This is a genomic window from Kaistia sp. SLG-1, assembly GCF_059699055.1.
This window is the reverse complement of the sequence record NZ_AP048544.1, coordinates 2,946,570-2,972,091: the sequence shown is the minus strand read 5'-3', so window position 1 is coordinate 2,972,091 and position 25,522 is coordinate 2,946,570. Positions and strand designations below refer to the sequence as shown.

Annotated in this window: 21 protein-coding genes; 16 read left to right on the top strand and 5 right to left on the bottom strand. The window is 66.9% G+C overall.

The features are described from left to right. Positions 1–9: 9 nt before the first annotated feature. From glpX to mfd, 14 genes are all read left to right on the top strand, one after another. Complete coding sequence (gene glpX / locus AC6HZP_RS13430; RefSeq protein WP_201404029.1) at positions 10–1,011, top strand: class II fructose-bisphosphatase; 1,002 nt, start codon at positions 10–12, stop codon at positions 1,009–1,011. Between the two features lie 10 nt (positions 1,012–1,021). After that, positions 1,022–2,836 carry a single-stranded-DNA-specific exonuclease RecJ gene (gene recJ / locus AC6HZP_RS13425; protein ID WP_497523279.1) on the top strand — a complete coding sequence of 605 codons (1,815 nt, stop codon included), beginning with the start codon at positions 1,022–1,024 and terminating at the stop codon, positions 2,834–2,836. Positions 2,837–3,043: 207 nt separating this feature from the next. Further along, positions 3,044–3,706 carry a cupin domain-containing protein gene (locus tag AC6HZP_RS13420; RefSeq protein ID WP_201404027.1) on the top strand — a complete coding sequence of 221 codons (663 nt, stop codon included), beginning with the start codon at positions 3,044–3,046 and terminating at the stop codon, positions 3,704–3,706. After that, positions 3,703–5,301, top strand: a complete 1,599-nt coding sequence (locus AC6HZP_RS13415; protein WP_497523278.1) for an ABC transporter substrate-binding protein — start codon at positions 3,703–3,705, stop codon at positions 5,299–5,301. Before AC6HZP_RS13420 ends, AC6HZP_RS13415 begins: the two co-directional genes overlap by 4 nt. A 362-nt stretch (positions 5,302–5,663) precedes the next feature. Further along, complete coding sequence (locus AC6HZP_RS13410) at positions 5,664–6,692, top strand: ABC transporter permease (RefSeq protein WP_201404025.1); 1,029 nt, start codon at positions 5,664–5,666, stop codon at positions 6,690–6,692. A 1-nt stretch (position 6,693) separates the two neighbouring features. Beyond that, complete coding sequence (locus AC6HZP_RS13405; protein ID WP_497523277.1) at positions 6,694–7,572, top strand: ABC transporter permease; 879 nt, start codon at positions 6,694–6,696, stop codon at positions 7,570–7,572. A 1-nt stretch (position 7,573) separates the two neighbouring features. Next, positions 7,574–8,479 carry an ABC transporter ATP-binding protein gene (locus AC6HZP_RS13400; RefSeq protein ID WP_497523276.1) on the top strand — a complete coding sequence of 302 codons (906 nt, stop codon included), beginning with the start codon at positions 7,574–7,576 and terminating at the stop codon, positions 8,477–8,479. Beyond that, positions 8,476–9,312 (top strand): ABC transporter ATP-binding protein, encoded by an 837-nt coding sequence (locus AC6HZP_RS13395; RefSeq protein WP_497523275.1) that lies wholly within the window; start codon positions 8,476–8,478, stop codon positions 9,310–9,312. Before AC6HZP_RS13400 ends, AC6HZP_RS13395 begins: the two co-directional genes overlap by 4 nt. Positions 9,313–9,325: 13 nt before the next feature. Next, positions 9,326–9,880, top strand: coding sequence for a GAF domain-containing protein (locus AC6HZP_RS13390; RefSeq protein WP_497523274.1), 555 nt, complete (start codon positions 9,326–9,328; stop codon positions 9,878–9,880). Position 9,881: 1 nt separating this feature from the next. Then, positions 9,882–11,957, top strand: a complete 2,076-nt coding sequence (locus tag AC6HZP_RS13385; RefSeq protein WP_497523273.1) for a hydantoinase/oxoprolinase family protein — start codon at positions 9,882–9,884, stop codon at positions 11,955–11,957. 1 nt (position 11,958) lies between these two features. After that, positions 11,959–13,620, top strand: a complete 1,662-nt coding sequence (locus tag AC6HZP_RS13380; RefSeq protein WP_497523272.1) for a hydantoinase B/oxoprolinase family protein — start codon at positions 11,959–11,961, stop codon at positions 13,618–13,620. Between the two features lie 378 nt (positions 13,621–13,998). Beyond that, complete coding sequence (locus AC6HZP_RS13375; protein WP_201404019.1) at positions 13,999–14,289, top strand: HdeA/HdeB family chaperone; 291 nt, start codon at positions 13,999–14,001, stop codon at positions 14,287–14,289. A gap of 754 nt (positions 14,290–15,043) precedes the next feature. Next, a complete protein-coding gene (locus AC6HZP_RS13370; protein WP_497523271.1) occupies positions 15,044–15,331 on the top strand; it encodes an FAD assembly factor SdhE in 288 nt (95 codons plus the stop codon). A 5-nt stretch (positions 15,332–15,336) separates the two neighbouring features. Then, complete coding sequence (gene mfd / locus AC6HZP_RS13365) at positions 15,337–18,840, top strand: transcription-repair coupling factor (protein WP_497523270.1); 3,504 nt, start codon at positions 15,337–15,339, stop codon at positions 18,838–18,840. 139 nt (positions 18,841–18,979) lie between these two features. Here mfd and AC6HZP_RS13360 read toward each other — a convergent pair whose 3' ends face one another. Further along, positions 18,980–20,815 (bottom strand): extracellular solute-binding protein, encoded by a 1,836-nt coding sequence (locus tag AC6HZP_RS13360; RefSeq protein WP_497523269.1) that lies wholly within the window; start codon positions 20,813–20,815, stop codon positions 18,980–18,982. 249 nt (positions 20,816–21,064) lie between these two features. Between AC6HZP_RS13360 and AC6HZP_RS13355 the strand changes: the two genes are divergently transcribed. After that, a complete protein-coding gene (locus AC6HZP_RS13355) occupies positions 21,065–21,745 on the top strand; it encodes an invasion associated locus B family protein (protein ID WP_201404015.1) in 681 nt (226 codons plus the stop codon). 315 nt (positions 21,746–22,060) lie between these two features. On the opposite strand, the gene hspQ is transcribed toward AC6HZP_RS13355, so the two are convergent. The 4 genes from hspQ to AC6HZP_RS13335 all read right to left on the bottom strand — a co-directional run bounded on the left by hspQ (position 22,061) and on the right by AC6HZP_RS13335 (position 24,564). Next, the gene (gene hspQ, locus AC6HZP_RS13350; protein WP_201404014.1) at positions 22,061–22,396 is read right to left on the bottom strand and encodes a heat shock protein HspQ; all 336 of its coding nucleotides are present in this window, start codon (positions 22,394–22,396) and stop codon (positions 22,061–22,063) included. 85 nt (positions 22,397–22,481) lie between these two features. Continuing rightward, on the bottom strand, positions 22,482–23,642 hold the full coding sequence (locus AC6HZP_RS13345; RefSeq protein WP_497523268.1) for a UbiH/UbiF family hydroxylase: 1,161 nt from the start codon (positions 23,640–23,642) through the stop codon (positions 22,482–22,484). After that, entirely contained in the window at positions 23,639–24,115 is a 477-nt protein-coding gene (locus AC6HZP_RS13340; RefSeq protein ID WP_497523267.1) for a DUF6691 family protein, read from the bottom strand. Before AC6HZP_RS13340 ends, AC6HZP_RS13345 begins: the two co-directional genes overlap by 4 nt. Before the next feature lie 11 nt (positions 24,116–24,126). Further along, positions 24,127–24,564, bottom strand: coding sequence for a YeeE/YedE family protein (locus AC6HZP_RS13335; protein WP_497523266.1), 438 nt, complete (start codon positions 24,562–24,564; stop codon positions 24,127–24,129). 192 nt (positions 24,565–24,756) lie between these two features. Between AC6HZP_RS13335 and AC6HZP_RS13330 the strand changes: the two genes are divergently transcribed. After that, on the top strand, positions 24,757–25,452 hold the full coding sequence (locus tag AC6HZP_RS13330) for a CDP-alcohol phosphatidyltransferase family protein (protein WP_201404010.1): 696 nt from the start codon (positions 24,757–24,759) through the stop codon (positions 25,450–25,452). The last annotated feature ends 70 nt before the right edge of the window (positions 25,453–25,522 follow it).

Here is a 25,522-nt window from a genome sequence, read left to right as displayed (position 1 = left end):
GCACCACACATGGCGACGACTGGAAATGCGAAGGCGGCGGGTCTGGACCGTATCCTCACGCTTGAGCTGGTGCGCGTGACCGAGCGCGCCGCTGTCGCGGCTGCGCGCTGGCGCGGCCGGGGCGACGAAATGGCCGCCGACCAGGCCGCCGTCGACGCTATGCGCCGCGAACTCAACCGCCTGCCGATCGAAGGCACGGTCGTGATCGGCGAGGGCGAGCGCGACGAAGCGCCGATGCTCTACATCGGCGAAAACGTCGGCAAGGGCTCCGGTCCGCGCGTCGACATCGCCCTCGACCCGCTCGAAGGCACGACGATCTGCGCCAAGAACCAGCCGAATTCGCTGGCCGTGATCGCGATCGCCGAGGGCGGCAGCCTGCTCTACGCGCCCGACGTCTACATGCAGAAGATCGCCATCGGCCCGGGCTACGCCAAGGGCATTGTCGATCTCGACGCCTCGCCGATGGAGAACATCCGCGCGCTGGCGTCGGCCAAGGGCGTGCCGGTCAACGAGATCACCGCCTGCATCCTCGACCGTCCCCGCCATGCCAAGCTGATCGAGGACGTGCGCGCCACCGGCGCCGCGCTCCGCCTGATCGGTGACGGCGACGTCGCCGGCGTGATCCACACGACCAATCCGGACGAGACCGGCATCGACATCTATCTCGGCATCGGCGGCGCCCCCGAGGGCGTTCTCGCCGCGGCGGCGCTGCGCTGCATCGGCGGCCAGATGCAGGGCCGTCTCGTGACCCAGTCCGACGCCCAGCGTGAGCGCGCGGCGAAGATGGGCGTGCAGGACTTCGACAAGAAGTTCACCCATGACGAGATGGCCAAGGGCGACGTGCTCTTTGCCGCGACCGGCGTCACCGACGGCAATTTGCTCTCGGGCGTCCGCTTCGCGCGGAACGGCGAGATCACCACGGATACCGTCGTGATGCGTTCGTCCTCGGGCACCGTCCGCTGGATCAAGGCGACGCACCGCGACCTCGAGAAGTTCGAAAACGAGGGCTGAGCCCGTCTCCATGAGCATGCCATCCAGCGACGCACGGCGCGCCTTTCTCGGCGTGGAAGGGTCCGTGACCGGGCGCCGCTGGACCGAACGGGTCGATGCGAATGCGAGCCTGGCGGCGACCGCCATGGCGCAGCGGCATGAGATCCCCGAGCTCGTCGCCCGTGTCCTTGCCGGGCGGGGCGTCGCGATCGACGACGCGGCGCATTTCCTCGATCCGAGCCTGCGCCGGCTGATGCCGGATCCGTCCGTGCTTACCGACATGGACTCGGCGGCGGCGCGCATCGCCGACGCCGTCGAGGCCGGCGAGCATGTGGCGATCTTCGGCGACTACGACGTCGATGGTGCGACCTCTTCGGCGCTGCTCGCCCGGTTCCTGCGCTCCCAGGGCGTCGAAACCCGGATCTATATCCCCGACCGCATCTTTGAAGGCTACGGTCCCAATCCGGACGCCATCCGCACGCTGGTGGAAGAGGGCGCCAACCTCATCGTCACAGTCGATTGCGGCTCGACCAGCCATGAGGCGCTGGGCGTCGCCCGCGATCTCGGCCGGCTCGCCGTGGTGCTCGATCACCACCAGATGGGCGCGGAACTGCCGCCGGCGCTGGCCGTGGTGAATCCGAACCGGCAGGACGATCTCTCCGGCCTCGGCTATCTCGCGGCCGTCGGCGTCACCTTCCTCGCCGTCGTCGCCACCAATCGCGAGCTCAGGAAGCGCGGCTGGTATGGCCCGATGCGGCCCGAGCCGGACCTGCTGCAATGGCTCGATCTCGTCGCGCTCGGCACCGTCTGCGACGTCGTTCCGCTGGTGGGCCTCAACCGGGCTTTCGTGACCAAGGGGTTGCTGGCGGTGCGTCGGCGGGCCAATCCGGGCCTGGCCGCGCTGTCGCTCGCGGCCCGCATCGACGTGCCCGTCGCGCCCTATCATCTCGGCTTCCTGCTCGGTCCCCGCATCAATGCCGGCGGCCGGATCGGCGACGCGGCGCTGGGCGCCCGGCTGCTGTCGCTGGACGACGCGGCCGAGGCCGAGCGGATCGCGGTCGAGCTCGACGATCTGAACAAGCAGCGCCAAGCCATTGAAACGTCGATGCTCGAGGAGGCGGTCGCGGAAGCCGAGGCCGAGATCGGGTCGGGCGAGGGGCCTGCCGTCATCGTCACGGCGAGCGACCGCTGGCATCCGGGCATCGTCGGGTTGATCGCGGCTCGGCTCAAGGAACGCTTCCGCCGGCCGGCCTTCGCCATCGCGTTGATGCCGAACGGCACCGGCACCGGATCGGGCCGCTCCGTCTCCGGCGTCGACCTCGGCGCGCTCGTGCGCGGCGCCGTCGAGGCCGGGTTGCTGGTCAAGGGTGGTGGCCACGCCATGGCGGCCGGCCTGACGATCGAGCCGGCGAAGTTCGCGGAATTCCGGGCTTTCCTGGAAGCCCGCGCCGCCGAGGCGTCGCGACAGGCGCGGCAGGCGGACCAGCTGCTCGTCGACGGCGCGCTGACGGCGCGGGCCGCGACGCCCGATTTCATCGAGCGGGTCGAGCAGGCCGGACCGTTCGGGGCCGGGCATGCCGAGCCTGTCTTCGTGCTGCCGGCGCACTTCGTCAACTATGCCGACATCGTCGGCAATGGCCATGTCCGCGTCACGCTTTCCGGCGGCGACCAGAACCTCAAGGCGATCGCCTTCCGCGCCGCCGAGAGCGACCTCGGCCGCACCTTGCTCGCCTCGCGCGGCCGGCCGCTGCATGTCGCCGGCACGTTGAGCATCGATCATTGGCAGGGCCGCAAGCAGGCGAGCTTCCGCATCCTCGACGTCGCGCAGCCCCAGCCGCTGCGTTAACGCGTTAGCGGCCCGTCAGCCTCTCGTTACCCCCTTCACCTGCTTGCCTTCGCAGTAGCTGCCTTATCGTTGATGCAGCACAATGTCCCGCGTCCATTGGCGGGGCAAACTGGGCGGTCCTTGCTGCGGTGGCAAAGGACCTTGCCTTGTAATTTTAGCTATGGTGAAATATTGCAGCGTCGGGCAAAAACGGCGGGGAGAGGCGGCATGACCAGCGATCCCTTGAAGGTTGGGGTGAAGATCCGGGAAGCGCGCAAGCAGCGGCGATTGACGCTGCAGCGGGTCGCGGAGGCGACGGGATTGTCGATCGGCTTTCTGAGCCAGGTCGAGCGGGACATCACCACGCCGTCGCTGTCGTCCCTGGTGACGATCGCCAAGGTGCTGGATCTTCCGGTCAGCGCGTTCCTGCACCAGCCGGAGATCCCGAACGCGGTGTCGCGGCGGGAGGGCAGGGATTCCTACGCCATCAACCCGGCGTGGATCTCCTACGAACGTCTGTCGACGACGTTTCCGGGGCAGATGCTGAACGCGGTCAAGATGAACGTGCCGCCACGCTATCTGTCGGAGACGACGGCGCATGAGGGGGAGGAGATCGTCTATGTGCTGAGCGGCACCATCCGCTACGTCATAGACGACACGAATTTCGACTTGAAGGCCGGCGACACGCTGCACTTCTCGGCCCAGCGGCCGCATCGGGTGCAGAACCCGACCGACCAGATCGCCGAGGTGCTTTCCGTCGGCACGCAACAGCTTTTCGGGGATCCGGCGCGTCACGGCGGTTTATCCCCGGTCGGAAAAGAAGCCCGCAAGGGACGCAATACCAAGGCCGTGAGCGCCATGGCAGAGGGTGAAAAAGAGGTAATTCGATGAACAGCTTCCGCGCGACGCTGCTGATAGCGGCGCTTTCCACGACCATTCTGGCGGCGGCCCCGGCATTTGCCGAGACGGTGCTGCGCCTGGACGAGGTGCCAATCGGCGAGCTCGATCCGGCCAAGGCGTCCGACTACGCCGACTCGATCCTGATGTTCAACGTCTATGACACGCTGGTCACGCCCTCCGCCGGCAAGCCCGGCATGGAGCCGCTGCTGGCCGCGAGCTGGACGGTCGACGGCAACGTCTACACCTTCACGCTGCGCGACGACGTCAAGTTCCATTCCGGCAACCCGCTGACCGCCGAGGACGTCGTCTATTCCTACGACCGCATGATCGCGCTCGGGCAGGGCTTCTCCCATCTCTTCGCCGAGAGCGTCGACAAGGTCGAGGCAACCGATCCGAAGACCGTCAAGTTCACGCTGAAGGGGCCGTTCTCGCCGTTCCTGGCGTCGCTGGTCCGCCTGCCGGTGGTCGATTCCAAGCTCGCCCGCTCGCATCAGGCGGACGGCAAGTACGGCGCGTTCGGCGACTATTCGGAGGCCTGGCTGTCGGCCAACGACGCCGGCTCGGGCGCCTATGTCGTCGTGAGCCAGAACCCGCAGTCCGAAACGGTGATGGCCAAGTTCCCGGGTTATTTCCTAGGCGCGACGCCGAAGTCGCCCGACAAGGTCCGCTTCCGCTACGGCCTCGAGGCGTCGACTGTGCGCGCGTTGCTCTCCAAGGGCGAGCACGACATCGCCTCGCAGTGGCTGCCGCCCGAGGTCGCCAAGGCGCTCGCCGCCGACGACAAGATGCAGCTCCTGACCGAGACCGGCACCAACGTCTTCTACGTCAAGCTCAACACGGCGAAGGCGCCGCTCGACGACGTGCATTGCCGCCGCGCGCTGACCTATGCGTTCGACTACGCGACCGCGCACAAGATGATCGCTGTCACCGACAAGGTCTCGCTTGGCAATCCGGCCAATGGCCCGATCCCGCACGGCATGCTCGGCTCCTCGACCACGGTGCCGAAGTATGCGCAGGACATGGAGAAGGCCAAGGCCGAGCTGGCGCAGTGCAAGTACAAGCCGGGTGATACGCCGCTCGAGATCTCCTGGATCGCCGAGGTGCCGCTCGAGGAGCGCTTTGCCCTCCTGATGCAGGCGAACTTCTCGCAGCTCGGCTTCAAGCCGGTCGTGAAGCGCGTTCCTTGGGCGCTGTTCACCGAGATGGTGACGAAGCCCGAGACGACGCCGAACATCTCGCAGATCTCCAACAGCGCGACGACGCCGGATCCGGATTCGCTGCTCTTCAACACCTACCATTCGTCGGCGAAGGGCACCTGGCAGTCGCCGGAATATCTGGAGGACGCCGAGGTCGACAAGCTGCTCGAGGCGGGCCGCGCCGAGACGGATCACGAGAAGCGCCAGAAGATCTACGAGGATCTGAGCCAGCGCCTGCGTGATCTCGCCCCGACGATCTACGCCTACGACCAGGTCGCGGTGTTCCCGGCGCGCAAGGCGGTCACGGTGCCGGCGCTGTCCGACGACGCGCACCGCTTCGCGCTCTCCGCCTACGGCTTCACCTTCCGCGATATGGAAATGGCGGAGTAGGGCGCCTCTCGATCCAATCTCGTCGTGGGCGCGTTTTATCGATCGCGCCCACGTCTCCCTCTCCGTCCGGGACAGAACACGTTTTCTCCGGGCGGGGCGCGACCCTTCACCTCTCCCTGAGGGAGAGGTCGGAGCGAAGCTCCGGGTGAGGGTTTAGGGAACTATCCGGTGAGGCCGTAAACCCTCACCCGCCGGCCTTCGGCCGTCGACCTCTCCCTCAGGGAGAGGTGAAGGAAGGAGCCTCAGCCGGTTGGCCGAGGCGTCGAGACGGCTGTTCGGTTTCTCAACATGACGAAGCCGGCATCGCACAAAGCTCTCCCTCAGGGAGAGGTGAAGAGCAGGGCCCCAGCGAACGGGTAGCAATGTCGAACATCCTCAGATCCCTCCTGCATCGGCTTGGCGCCGCCCTGATCGTGATGATCGGCATCTCGATGCTGATCTTCGCCATCGCGCGGGTGATGCCGGGTGATCCGGCCCGCATCGCGCTCGGTCCGAACGCCACGGCCGAGCAGGTCGCCGCACTCCGGCTGGAGCGTCATCTCGATGCGCCGCTGCCGGTGCAGTACTGGGAGTTCGTCAAATCGGTCGCCAAGGGCGATCTCGGCACGTCGCTCTACACCAACCGGCCGGTGACGACCGACATCGCGCAGTTCCTGCCGGCGACGCTGGAGCTGGTCTTCGTCTCCGGCATCCTGATGGTGCTGATCGGGCTGCCGATCGGCATTCTCTCGGCGCATTACCGGGGGCGTTTCCCGGATCATGTCGGGCGGCTGATCTCGCTGCTCGGCGTTTGCACGCCGGCCTTCGTCTGGGGCGTCATCCTGCAGCTGGTGCTCGGCTATTTCTGGGGCTGGTTCCCGATCGAGGGGCAGTTGAGCCAGTCGGTCGCCGCCGCGCCCGCCGTGACCGGATTCATCCTCGTCGACATGGCGATCGCCGGCAACGGCGCCGGCTTCCTCGACGCGCTGCACCACCTGATCCTGCCGGCACTGGCTTTGGCGATGTCCGGCCTCGGCCAGACGGCGCGGCTGACGCGCTCGAACATGAACGAGGTCTATGAGCGGCCCTATGTCGAGATGGCGCGCGCCTATGGCTTTCCCGGCCGACGGATCGCCACGCGCTATGCCTTCCGGCCGGCGCTGATCCCGACGCTCACTATCCTTGGTCTTGAATTCGCGGCGATGCTCGGCAACGCCTTTCTTGTCGAGAAGGTGTTCGGCTGGCCCGGCCTGTCGCGTTATGGCGTCGAGGTGATCCTGCGCAAGGATCTCGATGCCATCGTCGGGACGGTGCTGGTGATCGCCGCCGCCTTCCTGATCGTCAACATCATCGTCGACATCCTGGTCAACATCATCAATCCGCGCATCCGTCTCGCGGCGGGGAGGGCCTGACATGTCGGAACCCGATAGCCCCGTCATGGCCTCGCGGACGCGCGGCCGCTCCAGGGCCTGGGCGGCGTTCAGCTCGGACCCGCTCTCGCTGGTCGGCCTCGTCCTCGTCGCCGCGATCGTGCTGCTGGCGATCTTCGCGCCCTTCGTCACGCCCTATCCGGACCATGTCGGCCCGACCGGCGATTTCACGGCGATGACGGCGGCGCCGAGCGGCGCCTTCTGGTTCGGCACCGACATGATCGGCCGCGACCTCTTCACCCGCATCATCTACGGCTACCGCCTGTCGCTGATCATGGCGATCGTCGTGCTGGCCATCGCGACGCCGATCGGCGTCATCGTTGGCCTCGTCGCCGGCTACAAGGGCGGCTGGACCGACTACATCCTGATGCGGATCACCGACGTGTTCCTCGCCGTGCCGCCGCTGGTGCTCGCCATGGCGATCATGGGCTTCCTGGAGCCGACGCTGCTGAACGGCATGCTCGCCATCACCGCCATGTGGTGGCCCTGGTACGCGCGGCTCATCTACAACGTCACCCGCGCCGAGGCGCAGGAGGGCTATGTGCTGGCCGCCGAGACGGTCGGCGCCTCGACCGCGCACATCCTGTTCCGCGAGATCCTGCCGAACTGCTGGCCGTCGATCCTGACCAAGATGACGCTCGATGTCGGCTTCGTCATCCTGATGGCCTCGTCGCTCTCCTTCCTCGGCCTCGGCGTGCAGCCGCCGACGCCGGATCTCGGCTCGATGGTGGCTGACGGCGCCAAATACATGCCGGACGCCTGGTGGCTGACGGTTTTCCCGGCGATCGCGATCCTGCTCGTCGTGCTCGGCTTCAACCTGGTCGGCGACGGCCTGCGCGAAGCCTTCGAGGCGGAGGGCTGAGATGCAAGCGACCAACACCCAGAAGTCCGTCCTGACCATCCGCGACCTGCGCCTCGCCTTCGGCGACCGTCGTAATGTCACCGAGGTGCTGCACGGCATCTCGCTGCATATCCGCGCCGGCGAGAAGGTCGCGCTTGTCGGCGAGAGCGGCTCCGGCAAGTCGGTGACCGCCCGCCTCGCCATGGGCCTGCTGCAGGACCAGAAGCGCACGCATGTCGCGGGGCATATCTGGTTCGACGGCATCGACGCGGCGAAGGGCGGCAAGGAGATCGCCCGGCGGCGGGGCAACCGGGTTGCCATGATCTTCCAGGATCCGACCTCGGCGCTGAACCCGACTTTCAAGATCCGCGGCCAGTTCCGCGACGTGCTGCGCTCCGGCGATCGCTCGATCGCCAAGGCCGAGGCCGACCGGCGCGCCGAGGCGGCGCTGGCCGAAGTCTCGATCCCGGATCCGACGCGGGCACTCGATTCCTACGCGTTCCAGCTTTCCGGCGGCATGAACCAGCGCGTCATGATCGCGATGGCGCTGGCCAACCGGCCGCAGCTCCTGATCGCCGACGAGCCGGGCACGGCGCTCGACGTGACGGTGCAGGCGCAGACGCTGAAGCTGATGCACGAGATGACCGAGCGGACCGGCACGTCGGTGCTCCTGATCTCGCACAATCTCGGCGTCGTGCGCGAATTCGCCGACCGCGTCTATGTCATCTATCGCGGCCGCATCGTCGAGCACGGCACGACGGCGCAGCTCTTCAACGATCCGCGCCATCCCTATACGCGGGCGCTGCTCTCGGCGATCCCGAAGATCTCGGGCGGCGGCCTGCCGGACCTGCCGGAACGCAGTCCCGATTTCGAGAAGCCGCTCTTCGTGCATGCGGGCTGCGGCGAGCCGACGGAGGCCTTCGCATGACCCGCGACCTGCGCGAGCCGATCCTCGAACTCGATCATATCGGCAAGACGTTTGTCGCCGACGGCCACAGCGTCGCGGCGCTCTCCGACGTCTCGGTCGCCTTCGAGCGCGGCGAATGCCACGCCATCGTCGGCGAGAGCGGCTCCGGCAAGACGACGCTCGCCAATCTGGTGCTGGGCCTGCTCGGCGCGACGTCGGGCGAAATCCGCTTCAACGGCAAGCCGCTGGAACGCAGCCGGACGCGCGAGCAGAAGCGGGCGATCCAGCTGGTGCAGCAGAACCCGCTCTCGGCGTTGAACCCGCGCCGCAGCGTCGGCGCCTCGATCCGCCTGCCGCTTGACGTGCACGGCCTCGGCCGCAGCGCCGATCGCAACGGCCGTGTCGCGTCGCTGCTGGAGGAGGTGGGGCTCGAAGCGTCGCATGCCCGGCGCTCGCCGCGCGGTCTTTCCGGCGGCCAGCGCCAGCGCATCGCGATCGCCCGGGCGCTCGCCTGCGAGCCGGAACTGCTGGTGCTCGACGAGCCGACCTCGGCGCTCGACGTGCTGGTGCAGGCGCGGGTGCTCCAGCTTCTGCAGCGCCTGCGCCAGGAGCGCGGGCTGACCTACCTCTTCATCACGCACGATCTCGCGGTCGTGCGGGCGATCGCCGACCGGGTGAGCGTGTTCCAGAAGGGACGCCTCGTCGAGACGGGCCCGGTCGAGGCCATCTTCTCCGATCCGAAGAGCGCGTATACGCGCGAGCTGATCGGAGCCATTCCCGTCGTTACGGAGGCCGAGGCAGCGCTGCGCGCCGCCATCCGGGTTGGGACGGAAGTTCCCGCCGGGGCCGAATAGGAAGGATCTGAGAATGAGCACTACTGCAGAGCGGCAGGCCGATCCCGTGGCGGATCGCGCGGCGTGGGACGATCTCATCGCGGCGCTCGGCGCCGGCGACCAGCCGACCGCGACGCTCGCCAAGGTCGAGGAACTCTACCAGCGCGAAGTCGGCGCGATCATCTTCACCGTGATGAACGCCGACATCGCCTCCGGCATGTCGCGCCGGCTCTATTCCAACCATCCGGTCGAATACCCGACCTCGGGCTACAAGCAGTCGGCCGCCGGCAAGTGGAACGATCTGGTGATCGGCGAGAAGAAGCCCTATGTCGCCAACTCGATCGAGGAGATCGCGACGGTCTTCCATGACTATGAGCTGATCGAGCAGCTCGGCTGCGGCTCCTGCATCAACGTGCCCGTCGTGTTCGACGACGAGGTGATCGGCACCATCAACATCCTCGACAAGACCGGCGCCTACACGCCCGAGAAGGTCGAGCGCGCCATGGCGCTGCGCCCCTTCGCGGCGATCGGCATCCTCGCCGCCACCGTGACCGAGCAGGCATCGCAGCTCGTCGAGGGAAAGAACTGACATGAGCGACAAGACGATCCGCGTCGCGACCGACGTCGGCGGCACCTTCACCGATCTCGTCTATTTCGAGACGGACACCGCCACGGGCCGCCAGACCGTCCGCACCGCGAAATCCGACACGACGCCGCCGAATTTCGAGCAGGGCGTGCTGAACGTGCTCGCCAAGGCCGAGGTCGATCCCGCCGACATCGCCTTTTTCGCGCATGGCACCACCGTCGTCATCAACGCGCTGACCGAGCGCAAGGGCGCCAGGACGGCGCTGATCACGACGGAAGGTTTTCGCGATGTGCTGGAGATCGCGCGCGGCAACCGGCCCGATTTCTTCAACCTGCAATATGTGAAGCCGCAGCCCTTCGTGCCGCGCTATCTCTGCCGCGAAGTGCCGGGCCGCATCGCCTATACCGGCGAGGAGCGCAGCCCGCTCGACCTTTCCGGTCTGCCGGCGATCCTGGAGGATTTCCGCGCCGAGGGCGTCGAGGCGATCGCGATCTGCCTGCTGCACTCCTATGCCGATCCCAGGCACGAGCAGGCGGTGGCCGCCGAGGTGCGCAAGCTCTGGCCGGAGGTCTCGGTCGTCGCCTCGCACCAGATCACCCGCGAATGGCGCGAATATGAGCGCGCCTCGACGGCGGTGCTCTCCGCCTATGTGCAGCCGGTGGCGAGCCGCTATCTCGGCCGGCTCGAAGACGGGCTCGCCTCGAAGGAGTTCGGCGGCCAGCTCTACGTCATGCAGTCGAACTGCGGCGTCGACACGCTGTCGGCAACGCGCGAGATCCCGATCACCATGGTCGAGAGCGGTCCGGCGTCCGGCTTCTGGGGCGCGGCGGAACTCGGCCGGATCCTCGGCGAGAAGAACGTGCTGGCGCTCGACATCGGCGGCACCACGGCGAAGTGCTCGCTGATCGAGAACGGCCATGTGAAGATCATGACCGACTACTGGATCGAGCGCGACCGCACCGCGTCCGGCTATCCGATCATGGTGCCGGTGGTCGATCTCGTCGAGATCGGCAATGGCGGCGGCTCGATCGCCTGGGTCGACGATTTCGGCAAGCTGCATGTCGGCCCGCAATCGGCCGGCGCGATGCCGGGCCCGGCGGCCTATGCCCGCGGCGGCACCCAGGCGACGACGACCGACGGCAATCTCGCGCTCGGCCGCATCGACAAGGACTATTTCTGCGGCGGCACCATCACGGCCGACATGAAGGCCGTCGACGGCGCGCTGAATTCGCTCGCGGAAAAACTCGGGCTTTCGCCGATCGAGGCGGCGCGCGGCATCATCCGCATCGCCAACAACAACATGATCAACGCGCTGAAGCTGGTCTCGCTCAACCGTGGCCATGACCCGCGCGACTTCACGCTGGTCGCCTTCGGCGGCGGCGGCGCCATGCACGCGGTGGCGCTCGCCACCGAGCTCGGCATGAAGAAGGTCGTCATCCCGCGCGGCGCCTCGGTGTTCTCGGCCTGGGGCATGATGATGTCGGATCTGCGCCGCGATCTCTTCGTGTCGCGCCTGATCGAGCCGGGCGCCGGCCGCGTCGCCGCGCTGGAAGCGCTGCTGCACGAGACGAAGCTCCGCGCCGCCGAGCAGTTCGCTCGAGAAGGCGTCGCGGCCGACAAGGTGAAGCTCGTCCCCTTCATCAAGTGCCGCTACCAGAACCAGGAGCACGCGGTCGAGGTCGAGTTCGAGGGCCATGCCGTCGACGCCGCCGCGATCGACGCGATGATCGACCGGTTCCATACGGCCTATGAGCGCGAATACACCTATCGCCTCGACGCGCCGGTGGAGATCGTCGGGCTGCATCTCGTCGCCTCGGCCGAAGTGGGCAAGCTCGAGATGAACGCGCTGCCGATGACGGGGGCGACGCTCGACCAGGCGGTGAAGAGCCGCCGCGACGTCGACTATGCGCTCGAGGGCGTGCACGAGGCGACGATCTACGATCTCGCCAAGCTGGAGCCGGGAATGCGCTTCAGCGGCCCGGCGATCCTCGAGGATTCCGGCACGACCGTGGTGATCCACCCCGGCAACCGCGTTTCCATCGACGCCTATGGCAACACCCACATCGAACTGGGGGCCTGACATGAGCACTCCGCACCACGATCCCGTCACCTTCGACATCATCCAGAACTCGCTGCAGGCGATTTCGGACGAGATGTTCGCGGCGATGCGCAAGACGGCCATGAGCGCGATCATCTACGAGGTGCTCGACATGGGCACCGGCATCTGCGCGGCCGACGGCGAGATCGCATCCTCCGGCGCCGGCATTCCGTCCTTCATCGGCGTGCTCGACAAGGCGGCGAAGGCGATCCTGCGCAAGCATCCGATCGCCTCGATCCATCCGGGCGACATCTTCGCCACCAACGACCCGTTCTATGGCGGCGTGACGCATCTGAACGACATGGTGCTGGTGATGCCGGTCTTCGCCGACGGCGAGATCGTCGCCTGGACCGCGAACATCGCGCACTGGAACGACGTCGGCGGCATGGTGCCGGGCTCGATGTCGACCGACGCCAAGGAGATCTTCCAGGAAGGCCTCCGCGTTCCGGCGATCAAGATCATCGAGAAGGGCGTGCCGAACCAGTCCGTCATGGACCTGATGACGGTGAACTCCCGCCTGCCGGCCTTCCTGAAGGGCGACATGTGGGCGGCGATCGCGGCGGTGCGCATCGGCGAGAAGCGCATCCTCGACCTCGTCGCCAAATACGGCAAGGCGACCTTCATCGCCGCCATGAAGCACTTCATGGATTATGGCGAGCAGGTGACGCTGAAGGCGCTCAAGGAACTGCCGAAGGGCAAGTTCTCCTTCGCCGAGGAGCAGGACAGCGGCCAGATCTACAAGGTGACGGTCGAGATCACCGACGACGAATTTATCGTTGATTTGACCGACAATCCCGACCAGACGCTGACCCCGAGCAACGCCAGCCGCGACGGCGTCGTCGTCTCGTGCCAGATGGCGATCAAGGCGATCACCGACGTCAGCGCGCCGGCGAATGGCGGCTCGTTCCGTCCGCTCGTCGTCAAGACCCGCCCTGGCTCGATCTTCGACGCGCAGGAGCCGGCGGCGCACGGCTTCTACTACGAGGTCGAGATCCGCGTGTTCGACCTGATCCTGCGCTGCCTGGCGCAGCACCTGCCGGAAAAGCTCTCCGCCGGCAGCTTCGCCTCGATCTGCGGCACGGTGCTCGGCGGTCCGCATCCGGACACCGGCCGCCACTTCACCATCGTCGAGCCCGAGCTCGGCGGCTGGGGCGGAATGCCGGGTCGTGACGGCAACAACGCCATCTTTTCCGGCTTCCACGGCGAGACCTTCAACTGCCCGGCCGAGATCGCCGAGGCCCGCTACGGCCTCTATGTCGACCAGCTGGCGCTGAACCCGGAAGAGGGCGGCGAGGGCCAGTGGCGCGGGGGGCGGGGTATCCGCATGGATTACCGCGTCCGCGCCGACGGCAACTTCCTCACCTGTGGCTACACTCGCTCGAAGATCCTGCCCTGGGGCATGGAAGGCGGTCATGACGGCACCGGCAACCATGTCGACGTGATCAAGACCGACGGCAGCCGCAAGCGCTATGCCTTCGCGACCGGCGTCGAGCTCAACAAGGGCGACATCGTCCGCGTCGTTACCGGCAATGGCGGCGGCTACGGCGATCCCAGCAAGCGCCCCCGCGCCGCCGTGCTCGAAGACATCAAGAACGGCTACCTGAGCGCCGAGCGCGCCAAGGCCATCTACGGCGTCGACATCTGACGTCTGGCAGCGGGCGCCGCGCGTGTGTTGGCTGCGCGGCGCCCGGTTCGCATAAGGCCTGGCTGCCGTGGCCGGCACGCGCTCCGCCGGCGAGGGCGGGGAGAGGTGGGAGCTCAATCGGTCGGGCCTCGCGCATTGCGCCAGCTTCCGGCACGGGGCTTGGAGACGCCACCCATCCACTTCAAGGTCTTCGATTGCTAGCGAAACTTACTTGTGCCGCGAAGCAAGTATTTGTCTGGCAAAGCTACGCCGTCTGCGTCGTGAAGTGTCACGCCTGCGTCCGGTAACTTTAGTGTGACGATCGCGCTTGTTATCGGACGGCGAGTTCCAATCGCACTATTTTGCCGGCTGGGGGCTCTAGGAGAGGATGCCCTGACCATGACACGTCATTTGCTAAGTGCATTTGCATCTCTGTGTATTGTCTTGGCCGTCCCAGCCATGGCCAAGGAAATCGACGCTTCGAAATTGACCTGCAAGGAGGTTGGCGCCATGGCGCCAGCCAGGATTGCTGGCGTCGCCATGTGGATGAGCGGCTATGTCCACGGCAAGGCCGGCAATGCCATGATCGACACCGAGAAGTCGCATGCCAATGCAGAGAAGATCGTTGCCTATTGCAAGAGCAACGCCAGCGCGACGCTGGCGAGCGCGGTAGACGCGGTGTTCAAATAGCAGCGCATGGGGGGCGGTCTTCGGGCCGCCCTTCTTCATTTCGTTCGGCCCCGCGTTCCGGCGTCATCCGGGGATGGCCGCTCCTCGTCCCGATTCAATCGGCGACCCATTCCCCACACTTCGGCTGAATGGATCCCGGATCTCCGCTTCGCTTCGTCCGCAATGACGGCGAGGGTGGGGAGGCGCAGGCAGAAACGAGACCCTTCACCTCTCCCATGGGGAGAGGTCGGAGCGAAGCTCCGGGTGAGGGGGTAGGGAACCCTAAGAACAGAGCTGCTCCGCGACGACGTCCGAGCTTTGCTTGAAACGTCACAACCCCTCACCCGCCGGCCTGCGGCCGTCGACCTCTCCCTCTGGGAGAGGTGAATTGGCCCGCGCGAGCCTGTTCTATGCGCCCACAGACGCCACGACACCCTCCACCGTCATCCCTGCGAAAGCAGGGATCCATGGTGGGGCTGGGTCTCGCGTTGAACGGTTAGGCTCCGCTGCCTCGAGGCCCTGACGACGGCCACACCCTCCACCGTCATCCCCGCGAAGGCGGGGATCCATGCAGCCGCGACTTTGACCGTTCCAGCCTCCCGATGCTTCGGCTGAATGGATCCCGGGTCTCGCAACGGCTCGCCCGGGATGACGGCGAGCGTGGGGAGAGGCGAAGGGGAGGCCCCTCGCAGGTGCGCCCGTCCTTCTCCGGCTGACAAGCGCGGTCCGGGGGGCTATACCACGCCGCATTGGTGACGAGCGGCGGAGTGGACAGATGAGCGGCACGACCTTGTCGAGCGAGGGGCTGGACGTTCGTCGCCGGCGTACCCATTTCCGCTGCTGGCATCGCGGCATGCGCGAGATGGATCTGATCCTCGGCCGCTTCGCCGATGCCCATATCGCCGACCTCTCCGACAGCGAGCTCGATGTCCTCGAGGCGCTGATGGAGGAGCAGGATCGCGATCTCCTGATCTGGCTGACGGGCGAGGCTCCGACGCCCGACGACGTCAATACCGCATTCTTCCAGAAGCTCGCCGCCTTCACCGGCGCCAGCCCCCGATAGGCGCAATGGTCCAGTTCAAATACATCTTCGGCCGTCCGTCGACGGTCCTTTCCGGCGTTCCGGACGGCTTTGACGGCAAGGTCGTGGCCGATATCGCGGCGCTCGCGGCGCGCGAGGACCTGCCCTACGTCCTGGTCATCGCCCGCGACGGCAACCGCATGGCCGATCTCGAACAGGCGATGCGCTTCTTCTCGCCGGGCACCGAGGTGGTCGCGGTTCCCGCCTGGGACTGCATGCCCTATGACCGCGTGTCGCCGAACACCGCCGTCGTGGCGCGGCGCATGGCGGCGCTCTCCTATCTCGCGCACCATCAGCCGGTGAAAGGCCGCGCGCTCGTCGTGCTCACCACCGTCAACGCCGCCGTGCAGCGCCTGCCGCGCCGCGAGCAGGTGGCGCGCCAGAGCCTTTCGATCGCCAGCGGCAACCAGCTTTCCATGGACAAGCTGACCGGCTGGCTCGAGGACAACGGCTTCCTGCGCACCTCGACCGTGCGCGAGGCCGGCGAATATGCCGTGCGCGGCGGCATCATCGATCTCTTCGCCGCGGGCCAGGAGGAGCCGGTCCGCGTCGATTTCTTCGGCGATACCGTCGATTCGATCCGCTCCTTCGACGTCGAGAGCCAGCGCACCATCGCGCAGAAGAAGCGGCTCGACCTCGTGCCGATGAGCGAGCTGGTGCTGTCGCCGCAGGCGATCGCCCATTTCCGCGAGCGTTATGTGGCGCTGTTCGGCGCCACCGACCGCGAGGACCTGCTCTACCAGTCGGTCAGCGAGGGCCGCCGCTATACCGGCGTCGAGCACTGGATGCCGCTCTTCGTCGACGGGCTCGACACGCTGTTCGACTATGTGCCGGGCGCGCCGGTGGTGCTCGACCATCTGGTCGAGGAGGCGATCGCCGAGCGCTTCGACGACATCGTCGACCACTATGACGCCCGCAAGAGCGCCATGGGGCAGGGGCAGGGCGGCGTGCCCTATCGCCCGGTGCCGCCCGGCGAGCTTTACCTGACGCAGGACGAGTGGAAGGCCCGCGAGAAGCTGGCGCCGCTGCTCCGCATGACGCCCTTCGCCGAGCCCGACGACACCATGGTGGTCGATCTCGGCGGGCGGCACGGGCGCACCTTCGCGGCCGAGCGCACCGCCGGCGACGTCAACGTGTTCGACGCCGTCATCAACCATATCGCCGGCCTGCGCGAGAAGAAGCGCGTCGTCATCGCCTCCTGGAGCGATGGTGCGCGCGATCGCCTGGCGCAGGTGCTCGACGATCACGGCCTGAAGCGGGTCGAGCGGATCGAGGACTGGACCGGCACGGAGAAGCTCGCCAAGGGCGTCGTCGGCCTCGGCGTGCTCGGCCTCGAGGCGGGCTTCGAAACGCCCGACATGGTTGTCATCGGCGAGCAGGACATACTGGGCGATCGCCTGGTCCGCCCGCGCAAGCGCTCGAAGCGCGCGTCCGATTTCCTGAGCGAGGTGACCGGCCTTTCCGAGGGCGACATCGTCGTCCATGTCGACCACGGCATCGGTCGTTTCAGCGGGCTGAAGACGATCACGGCGGCCGGCGCGCCGCATGACTGCCTGGAAATCCTCTATCACGGCGGCGACCGGCTCTATCTGCCGGTCGAGAACATCGAGCTGCTGTCGCGCTACGGCTCGGAAGACGCCGAGGCGACGCTCGACAAGCTCGGCGTCGTCGCCTGGCAGGCGCGCAAGGCGAAGCTGAAGCAGCGCATCCGCGACATGGCGGGGCAGCTGATCAAGGTCGCCGCGCAGCGCGCCATGCGCCATGCCGAGCCCTTGGCGCCGGCCGACGGCCTCTATGACGAGTTCGCCGCCCGCTTCCCCTATGAGGAGACGGAAGACCAGCTCGCGGCGATCGAGGCTGTTATCTCCGATCTCGGCGCCGGCACGCCGATGGACCGCCTGATCTGCGGCGATGTCGGCTTCGGCAAGACGGAAGTGGCGCTGCGCGCCGCCTTCGTCGCGGTGATGAGCGGCAAGCAGGTCGCGGTCGTCGTGCCGACGACGCTGCTGTCGCGCCAGCATTTCCGGACGTTCTCGAACCGTTTCGCCGGTTTCCCGATCCGCGTCGAGCAGGCCTCGCGCCTCGTCTCGACCAAGGATCTGGCAGAGACCAAGAAGGGCATCAAGGAAGGCCAGGTCGACATCGTCGTCGGCACGCATGCGCTGCTCGGCAAGGGCATCGAGTTCAAGGATCTCGGCCTGCTGATCATCGACGAGGAGCAGCATTTCGGCGTCAAGCACAAGGAGCGCCTCAAGGAACTGCGCGCCGACGTGCATGTGTTGACGCTCTCGGCGACGCCGATCCCGCGCACGCTGCAGCTGGCGCTGACCGGTGTGCGCGAGCTGTCGCTGATCACCACGCCGCCGGTCGACCGCATGGCGGTCCGCACCTTCATCTCGCCCTTCGACGCGCTCGTCGTGCGCGAGGCGCTCTTACGCGAACGCTATCGCGGCGGCCAGAGTTTCTATGTCTGCCCGCGGCTCTCGGATCTCGCCGACCGCAAGGAGTTCCTGGAAAAATTCGTGCCGGAGGTGAAGGTCGCGATCGCGCATGGCCAGATGCCGCCGACCGAGCTCGAGGACATCATGACGGCCTTCTACGAGGGCGCCTATGACGTTCTGCTCTCGACGACGATCGTCGAATCCGGCCTCGACATCCCGACCGCCAACACGCTGATCGTGCACCGCGCCGACATGTTCGGCCTGGCGCAGCTCTACCAGCTGCGCGGTCGCGTCGGCCGCTCGAAGACGCGTGCCTATGCTCTGTTCACCGTGCCGGCCGAGAAGCGGCTGACGGCGATGGCGGATCGCCGCCTCAAGGTGCTGCAGTCACTCGATACGCTCGGCGCCGGCTTTCAACTCGCGAGTCACGACCTCGACATCCGCGGCGCCGGCAACCTGCTCGGCGAGGAACAGTCGGGCCACATCAAGGAAGTCGGCTTCGAGCTCTACCAGCAGATGCTGGAAGAGGCCGTGGCCGCACTGCGCGATGGCGGTGCCGAGGAGCACGAGGCCGACGGTCGCTGGTCGCCGCAGATCACCGTCGGCACGCCGGTCATGCTGCCGGAAACCTATGTGCCGGATCTGCAGCTCCGCCTGTCGCTCTATCGCCGCCTCGGCGATCTCGACGAGCCGGAGCAGATCGACGGCTTTGGCGCGGAGCTGATCGATCGCTTTGGTCCGCTGCCGGACGAGGTCGAGCACCTTCTGAAGATCGTCTACATCAAGGCGCTCTGCCGCAAGGCGAATGTCGAGAAGGTCGACGCCGGCCCGAAGGGCATCGTCATCGCCTTCCGCAACTCGACCTTCGCCAACCCGGCCGGCCTGATCCGCTACATCGGCGAGCAGGGCAGCCTGGCCAAGGTCCGGCCCGACCAGAAGATCGTGCTGATCCGCGACTGGGAGAAGCCGGAACAGCGCCTGAAGGGCACGGCGGTGATCCTGACCCAGCTGGCGCGCATGGCGGAAGAGGCCAACAAGAAGGCGGCGTGAGGCGCTGCCTTCGCCGTTCGGACACTGCTGCGCCAGGCCACCAACGGCAGCGCTGCTGATGGATGGATTCCGGATCTCCGCTTCGCTGCGTCCGGGATGACGACGAGCTTGGGACGACGCCGTCAGGTGACCGTAGATGTCACTTCGCCGGCGTCGCGTACCAGGTCGGGTAGGTGTAGCCGCTGACCGACTGCTTGTCCGGATGGCCGACGCGCGACCAGCGGGCGACCCATTGTTCCGGCAGGTAGTAGAGCGGCACGACGTAATATTGCGAGATCAGAACGCGGTCGAGCGCCCGCACGGTTTCGATGAAATCCGTGCGCTCCTCGGCGGCGAGGATCGCCTTCAGCATCGCGTCGATCACCGGGCTCTTGGCGCCGACATAATTGTACGAGCCGGGCACTTCGGCCTGGGCGCTGGACCAGCGATAGTTCTGCTCGTTGCCGGGCGAAAGCGACGCCACCCATGACGCCGGGATCATGTCGAAATCGAATTCCTGGACGCGCCGCTCGTACTGCGCCGAATCGACCGTGCGGATCGACGCCTTGATGCCGATGCGGGCCAGCGTGCGGGCGAAGGCGAGGCCGACGCGCTCCTGTTCGCGATCCTTGAGCAGCAGCTCGAAGGTGAACGGCTGGCCGGTCTCGACGTTGAAGAGCGTGTTGCCCTTGAGCTCGTAGCCTGCCGATTTCAGGAGCTCGAGCGCGGCGCGCAGCAGCTTGCGATCGCCGCCCGAGCCGTCGCTGACGGCGGGACGATAGCTGCCGTCCAGCACATCCGGTTCGACCGCGTCGGGGAAGGGCGCCAGCAGCGCCTTTTCCTTGTCGGAGGCCGGGATGCCGATCGAGGAGAGCTCCGAGCCCTCGAAATAGCTGGCGTTGCGCTTGTAGGCGTCGAAGAACAGGTTGCGGTCGACCCATTCGAAATCGAACAGCGAGGCGAGCGCCTTACGGACGCGGATATCCTGGAAGGCCGGCCGGCGCGTGTTCATGGCGAAGCCCAGCATGCCCTTGGGCAGGCCGGTCTCGACGCCTTCCTTGATCACGCGGCCATCCGTGACGGCGGGGAAATTGTAGCCGTTGCGCCAGTTGGCGGGGTCGGCCTCGGCGTTGACGTCGTAGAGCCCCTTCTTGAACGCCTCGAACATGGCGTTGCGGTCGCGATAATAGTCGATCCGGATCGTGTCGAAATTGTCGAAGCCGCGCTTGATCGGAAGGTCCTTGCCCCAGTAGTTCGGGTCGCGCTTCAGCTCGAAACTCTGGCCGGGCCGGATCTCGCCCATCGTGTAGGGACCGCTGCCGATCAGCGGCTTCAGGGTCGAGCGGTCAAAATTCTCGATGTCGGTGGCGTGCTTGGGCAGGATCGGCATCAGGCCGAGCAGCAGCGGCAGCTCGCGATCCGCGCCGTCGCCGAAGTTCATTTTGACGCCGTGTTCGCCGATCTTCTCGGTCGACTTCACCTTCGAATACCAGGACCGGTAGTTCGGCCGCCCCTTCTCGCGCAGGATCTCCAGCGAGAAGATCACGTCGTCCTGCGTCACCGGCACGCCGTCGGAGAAATGCGCCTTTGGATTCAGGTTGAAGGTGATGGAGCTGCGGTCTTCGGGGACCTCCACGCTCTCGGCGAGCAGGCCGTACAGGGAGAAGGCCTCGTCGCGGTTGCGCGCCAAAAGCGCCTCGAACACGTTGTTGCCGAGCGAGACATCCCAGATGCCGCGCGCGGTCGTCTCGGCACCCTTCACGATGAAGGGGTTGAGGCTGTCGAAGCTGCCGACAAAGGCGTAGGTGATTCTGCCGCCCTTCGGCGCATCCGGATCGGCATAGGGCAGGTGGGTGTAGCCGGCCGGCAGCCGCGGCTGGCCATGCATCGCCAGCCCGTGGCGCGGCTCGGCCGCTGCCATGCCGGCGAAGCATATCGCGGCGACGGCGGACGCGGCGAAGAGAGCGGACCTGGGCCCGAAAAAGCCGATCGGCATAGAAAACTCCTCCCGAAAGGGGCTCGGGCAACGAATCGATGAAAAAAACCGTAGCACGGCCACTGGGGCAATCTTGTGCCAGCTAGAAATCGTTGCTGTGTCCGGCTATTGATGCGCCACAGCGTCTCCGTCACCGTGTCGCCTCATTTGCTGGTCATCCAGCCTCGGCGCGCGGCCAGCCTGCGACAACGCAGGTTAACCGTCGGTCACCGAAGCGCAGGGTTTGAGATAAACGCAAGGACACGCTCGATGTCGCATCGTTGGAATTCTGGTCTGGTTCGGGTGCCGCATCTGGCTGCCGTCGCGCTGGCCATGGCTCTGTCTGCGCCGGTCGCCTACGCCCAGGACGCGGCGGCGCCCGCCGATGCGGCGAAGGCTCCGGCCGCTGCCGCCGCCGCTCAGCCTCCGGTTTCGCCGTGGGTCAAGGAATGCGGTCAGGATCCGCAGTCCAAGAAGAAGCTCTGCATCACCTCGCAGGAACTCCGCGCCGAGACGAACCAGTTCATCTCTTCGCTGCAGATCCGCCAGCTCGAGGGCGAGCCGAAGATCGCGCTGACCGCCGTCGTCCTGACCGGTCAGCTGATCCAGCCGGGCCTGCGCGTCCAGGTCGACCAGAACAAGCCGGCCGAGCTCAAGTATGTCGTCTGCGAGCCGAGCGTCTGCTACGCCCAGGCCGAGGTCGACGCTTCCTTCATCGCTGCGATGAAGAAGGGCAACAAGGTCACCGCCATCTCGCTGAACCCGCAGGGCAAGCCGATGGTGTTCCCGTTCTCGCTCGCCGGCTTCACCAAGGTGATCGACGGTGAGGGTCTCGACCGCGCCGCCGGCAAGGCTCGCCGCGACGCGCTGCAGGATCAGCTGCAGAAGAACGCCGAAGAGAACCGCAAGAAGCTCATCGAGCAGCAGAACAAGGAACGCGGCGCCGAGTAGGCCGCAGCTTCCCGAATGTGAAAAGGGCGCGTCCACGGACGCGCCCTTTTTCGTTTGGGGTGGCGGCTGATGCCGGACGACATTCCAGAACTGGACCATCATCCTGAGGTGCCCGGCGAAGCCGGGCCTCGAAGGAGGGTCCAGGGAACGCCGCGGGGGATTTGGCCAGACTTCGCCTACAAACTGGAGTGCGCCGCTGGCCCCTCCTTCGAGGCTTCGCTTACGCGAAGCACCTCAGGATGATGACGGCGCTGGTCGATCGGCCAGGCTCGACCGGAGCTCAGCGCGATGCGATCAAAGCCCGTGGACGGCTTGCTAGTTCAGGCCGCCGACCTTCGTCGACACGTAGACCTGCCCGCGCCGCTCCTTGAAGTGCTCGCGCAGCTTCGGATGGCGAAGCGGCTCCTCGCTGTCGTCGGCGAGGAGGTTCTGCTCCGAGACATAGGCGACGTATTCCGTCTCCGAATTCTCGGCGAGCAGGTGATAGAACGGCTGATCCTTCGACGGCCTGGCATCGGCCGGGATCGCGTCCCACCATTCCTCGGTATTGTCGAAGACGGGGTCTACATCGAAAACCACGCCCCGGAACGGATGCGTCCGGTGGCGGACGATCTGCCCGATCTGGAATTTTGCTATGCGCGGCTGAACCATGGTCTGTGCCCTCTCTGCGGGGGCAGAAGCCACGCTGCCACGCCCGCGTCACCCGTAACACCAGCGAGTCTGCGCCGGCTTTCTGTCAAACCCGTGGCGCGAGACCCTGGCGCATCACGACGCGTTTCAGCATCGGCACCCGGTCGATCGCATAGAGGCCGATCCCGCGCAACGCCTGGATCGGCAGGAAATCCGTCAGCAGCGTCCGGTTGAGCGCGTCGACGGCCGTGGTGCGCGACAGGATATCGCCGGCGCGGGCCCGGTCATAGGCGGCCATGGCCGAGGCGCTGCCCGGATCCGCGGCATGATCGCGGACGATGGTTGCGAACGCCGCCGCGTCGCGCAGGCCGAGATTGAGGCCCTGTGCGCCGATCGGCGGGAAGACATGCGCCGCCTCGCCGATCAGCGCGATCCGGCGGGCCGCGAAATGCCGCGCCGTCTGGCCCGAGAGGGGGAAGACCTGGCGCGGACCGCGCAGCGTGATCTTGCCGAGGATCGAATGGGCGCGCCGCTCGAATTCGGCCGCCAACGCCTCGTCGTCGAGCTTCGAGAGCCGCTCGGCCTCGGCCGGGCTCTCGACGCAGACGATGGCCGAGTGCAGCCCCGGCATCGGCACGATGGTGAAGGGCCCGGTCTCGGTATGGAATTCCGTCGAGACGTCGTCATGCGGCAGGCTGTGGCTGATGTTGGCTACCAGCGCCGCCTGCGGATAGGACCAGCTGCGCACGGAAAGGTTGGCGGCGTCGCGGGCGCGCGAGCGCCGTCCGTCGGCGGCGCCGACCAGCTTGGCCCGGATCGAACCCTGGCCCGGAGTGTCGATGGTGACGAAATCGTCCTCCGGGCGGATGTCGGAGGCGAAGGCCGTGACGCGCTCGACGCCGGCCTCGTCCAGCGCCGCGTCGAGCGCCTCGACCAGCACGGCGTTGGGGATGTTGTAGCCGAACGCCTCGCGGCCGACCTCATGGGCGTGGAACTCGACCAGCGGGGCGCGGATCAGGCGGCGGGTGCCGTCGACGATTCGCATTGTGCGCAGCGGCGCCGCCTTGTCGGCGAGCGCCGGCCAGACGCCGGCCTGCTGCAGGATTTCGACCGAGGCGCCGAGCATGGCGACGGTGCGCTCGTCGCGCGGCGGCGCCTTGGGCGCCACCAGCGTCACGGAAGCCCCGTGCGAACGCGCCAGAAGCGCGGCGACCAGTCCGGCGGGGCCTGCGCCGACGACGGCGACATCGCGAATTGGTTCGGTCATGGTGAGGCCTGCGTTTTGCTGTCGGCGGGTGCGCCGAGCCGCCGTGTCATGTACACGCCGCCCCAGCCCACCGCCATGGCGACGAGAAAGATCAGAATTTCGGGCAGCGAGAAAGCGATATCGGCGATCGCAGGGCCGGGGCAGAGGCCCGAGAGCCCCCAGCCGACGCCGAACAGCGCGGATCCGGTGATGAGCTGCCAGTCCACGGCCTTCGCGCCGGGCGGCGAATAGACGGTCGCGGCGAGAGGCTGCCGGCGCCGATGGGCGATCCTGAGCGCGCCCATGTTGACGAGCACGGCGGCGCCGAGCACGAAGGCGAGGCTCGGATCCCAGCCGCCCGTCCGGATCGCCGCGATGTCGAGAAACGCCTGCACCTTGGCCGGATCGATCATGCGCGAGATCGCCAGTCCCATGCCGAACAGCAGCCCGGCCGCGAGCGCACCGGCATGAAAGAGAACGGGGCGTTGATTCACGGGCCGTTGATTCATGGGCCATGCCTCACGATGAAGACGGTGACGATGGCCGCCGCCATGAAGACCAGGACGGCGATGATCGAGCGGGGCGAGAGCCGCGCCAGGCCGAACACGCCGTGACCGGAGGTGCAGCCGCGCGCCAATCCGGTTCCGATGCCGACGAGCAGCCCCGATACGGCGAGGCCGAGCGGGCCGAGGTCCATCTCGGGAAGGTCGGCGGCGGCGTCCTTGATCATGTCCGGGCCGAGCGCGAAGCCGATCGCCGCGCCGAGTGGCAGGCCGGCGAGAAACAGCAGCCGCCAGGGCAGGTCGCGCAGGCGGCCGAACAGGGCCATGCCGAAAATCGACGAGATGCCAGCGACGCGGCCGTTGACGATCCATAGCAAGCCGACGGCGGCGCCGATGAGGGCGCCTCCGATGGTCGCGGATACGGGCGAAAAGCCTAGCATGCGATACTCCTGCAACCAGCGCATGGTGCTTGTATGCAAGCAGGTGAACAATCCTGTCAGATGTCGCAGGACAGGACGCCGCAGAGGCTATTGCAAGCCCGCCTGCGAGCACGTATCGACTGTGGATGTGTCGTTGGGCGCTGGATGCGGCCGCACAGCCTGTGCGGGCGGTCGATGCAGCAGGGGAGCCTCATGCCGAAGACGAAGACCTGGGCCGTTCATCTCCTTACGGCGAGCGGCGCCGGATTCGCGCTTCTGGCGGCGCTCGCCGTCATGCGCGGCGCCTGGGTCGAGACCTTCCTCTGGCTCGGCGTGGCCTTGTTCGTCGACGGCGTCGACGGTCCGCTCGCGCGCAACGTGCGCGTCGGCGAGCGGGTGCCGTGGTTCGACGGCGGCATTCTCGACATGGTCATCGACTACACGACCTATGTCTTCATTCCCGCGATGATCCTGGCCCAGGCGGGCCTAATGCCGCAGTTTCTGGCGACGCCGTCCGCCATTCTGGTCGCGGTCGTCGGCGCGCTCTACTTCGCCGACACGCGGATGAAGACGCGTGAATACGGCTTCCGCGGCTTCCCGGCCGTCTGGAACATGGTCGTCTTCGTCCTGATGGTGTTCGCGCCGCCGCCAGCCTTCTCGGCCTTCGTCATCGTGGCGCTGGCGGTGCTGACCTTCGCGCCGGTCGAGTTCGTGCATCCGGTCCGGGTCGAGCGGCTCCGGCCGCTGACCTTGCTCATGACGCTCGGCTGGGCGATCTTCTCGTTGTTCGCGCTGATCGCCGGGTTGCGGCCGAATCAGTTCGTGCTCGCAGGCCTCGGCCTGACGACGATCTATCTGACCTTCATCGGCGCGGCCCTGCAGGCCACACGGCCTCGGTCGGCCCGCTAGAGCGCATTCGAGCGAAGCGGATACCGGTTCGCGTGCAGAGAACGCGACCAGACGCACTAGTCACAGGCGA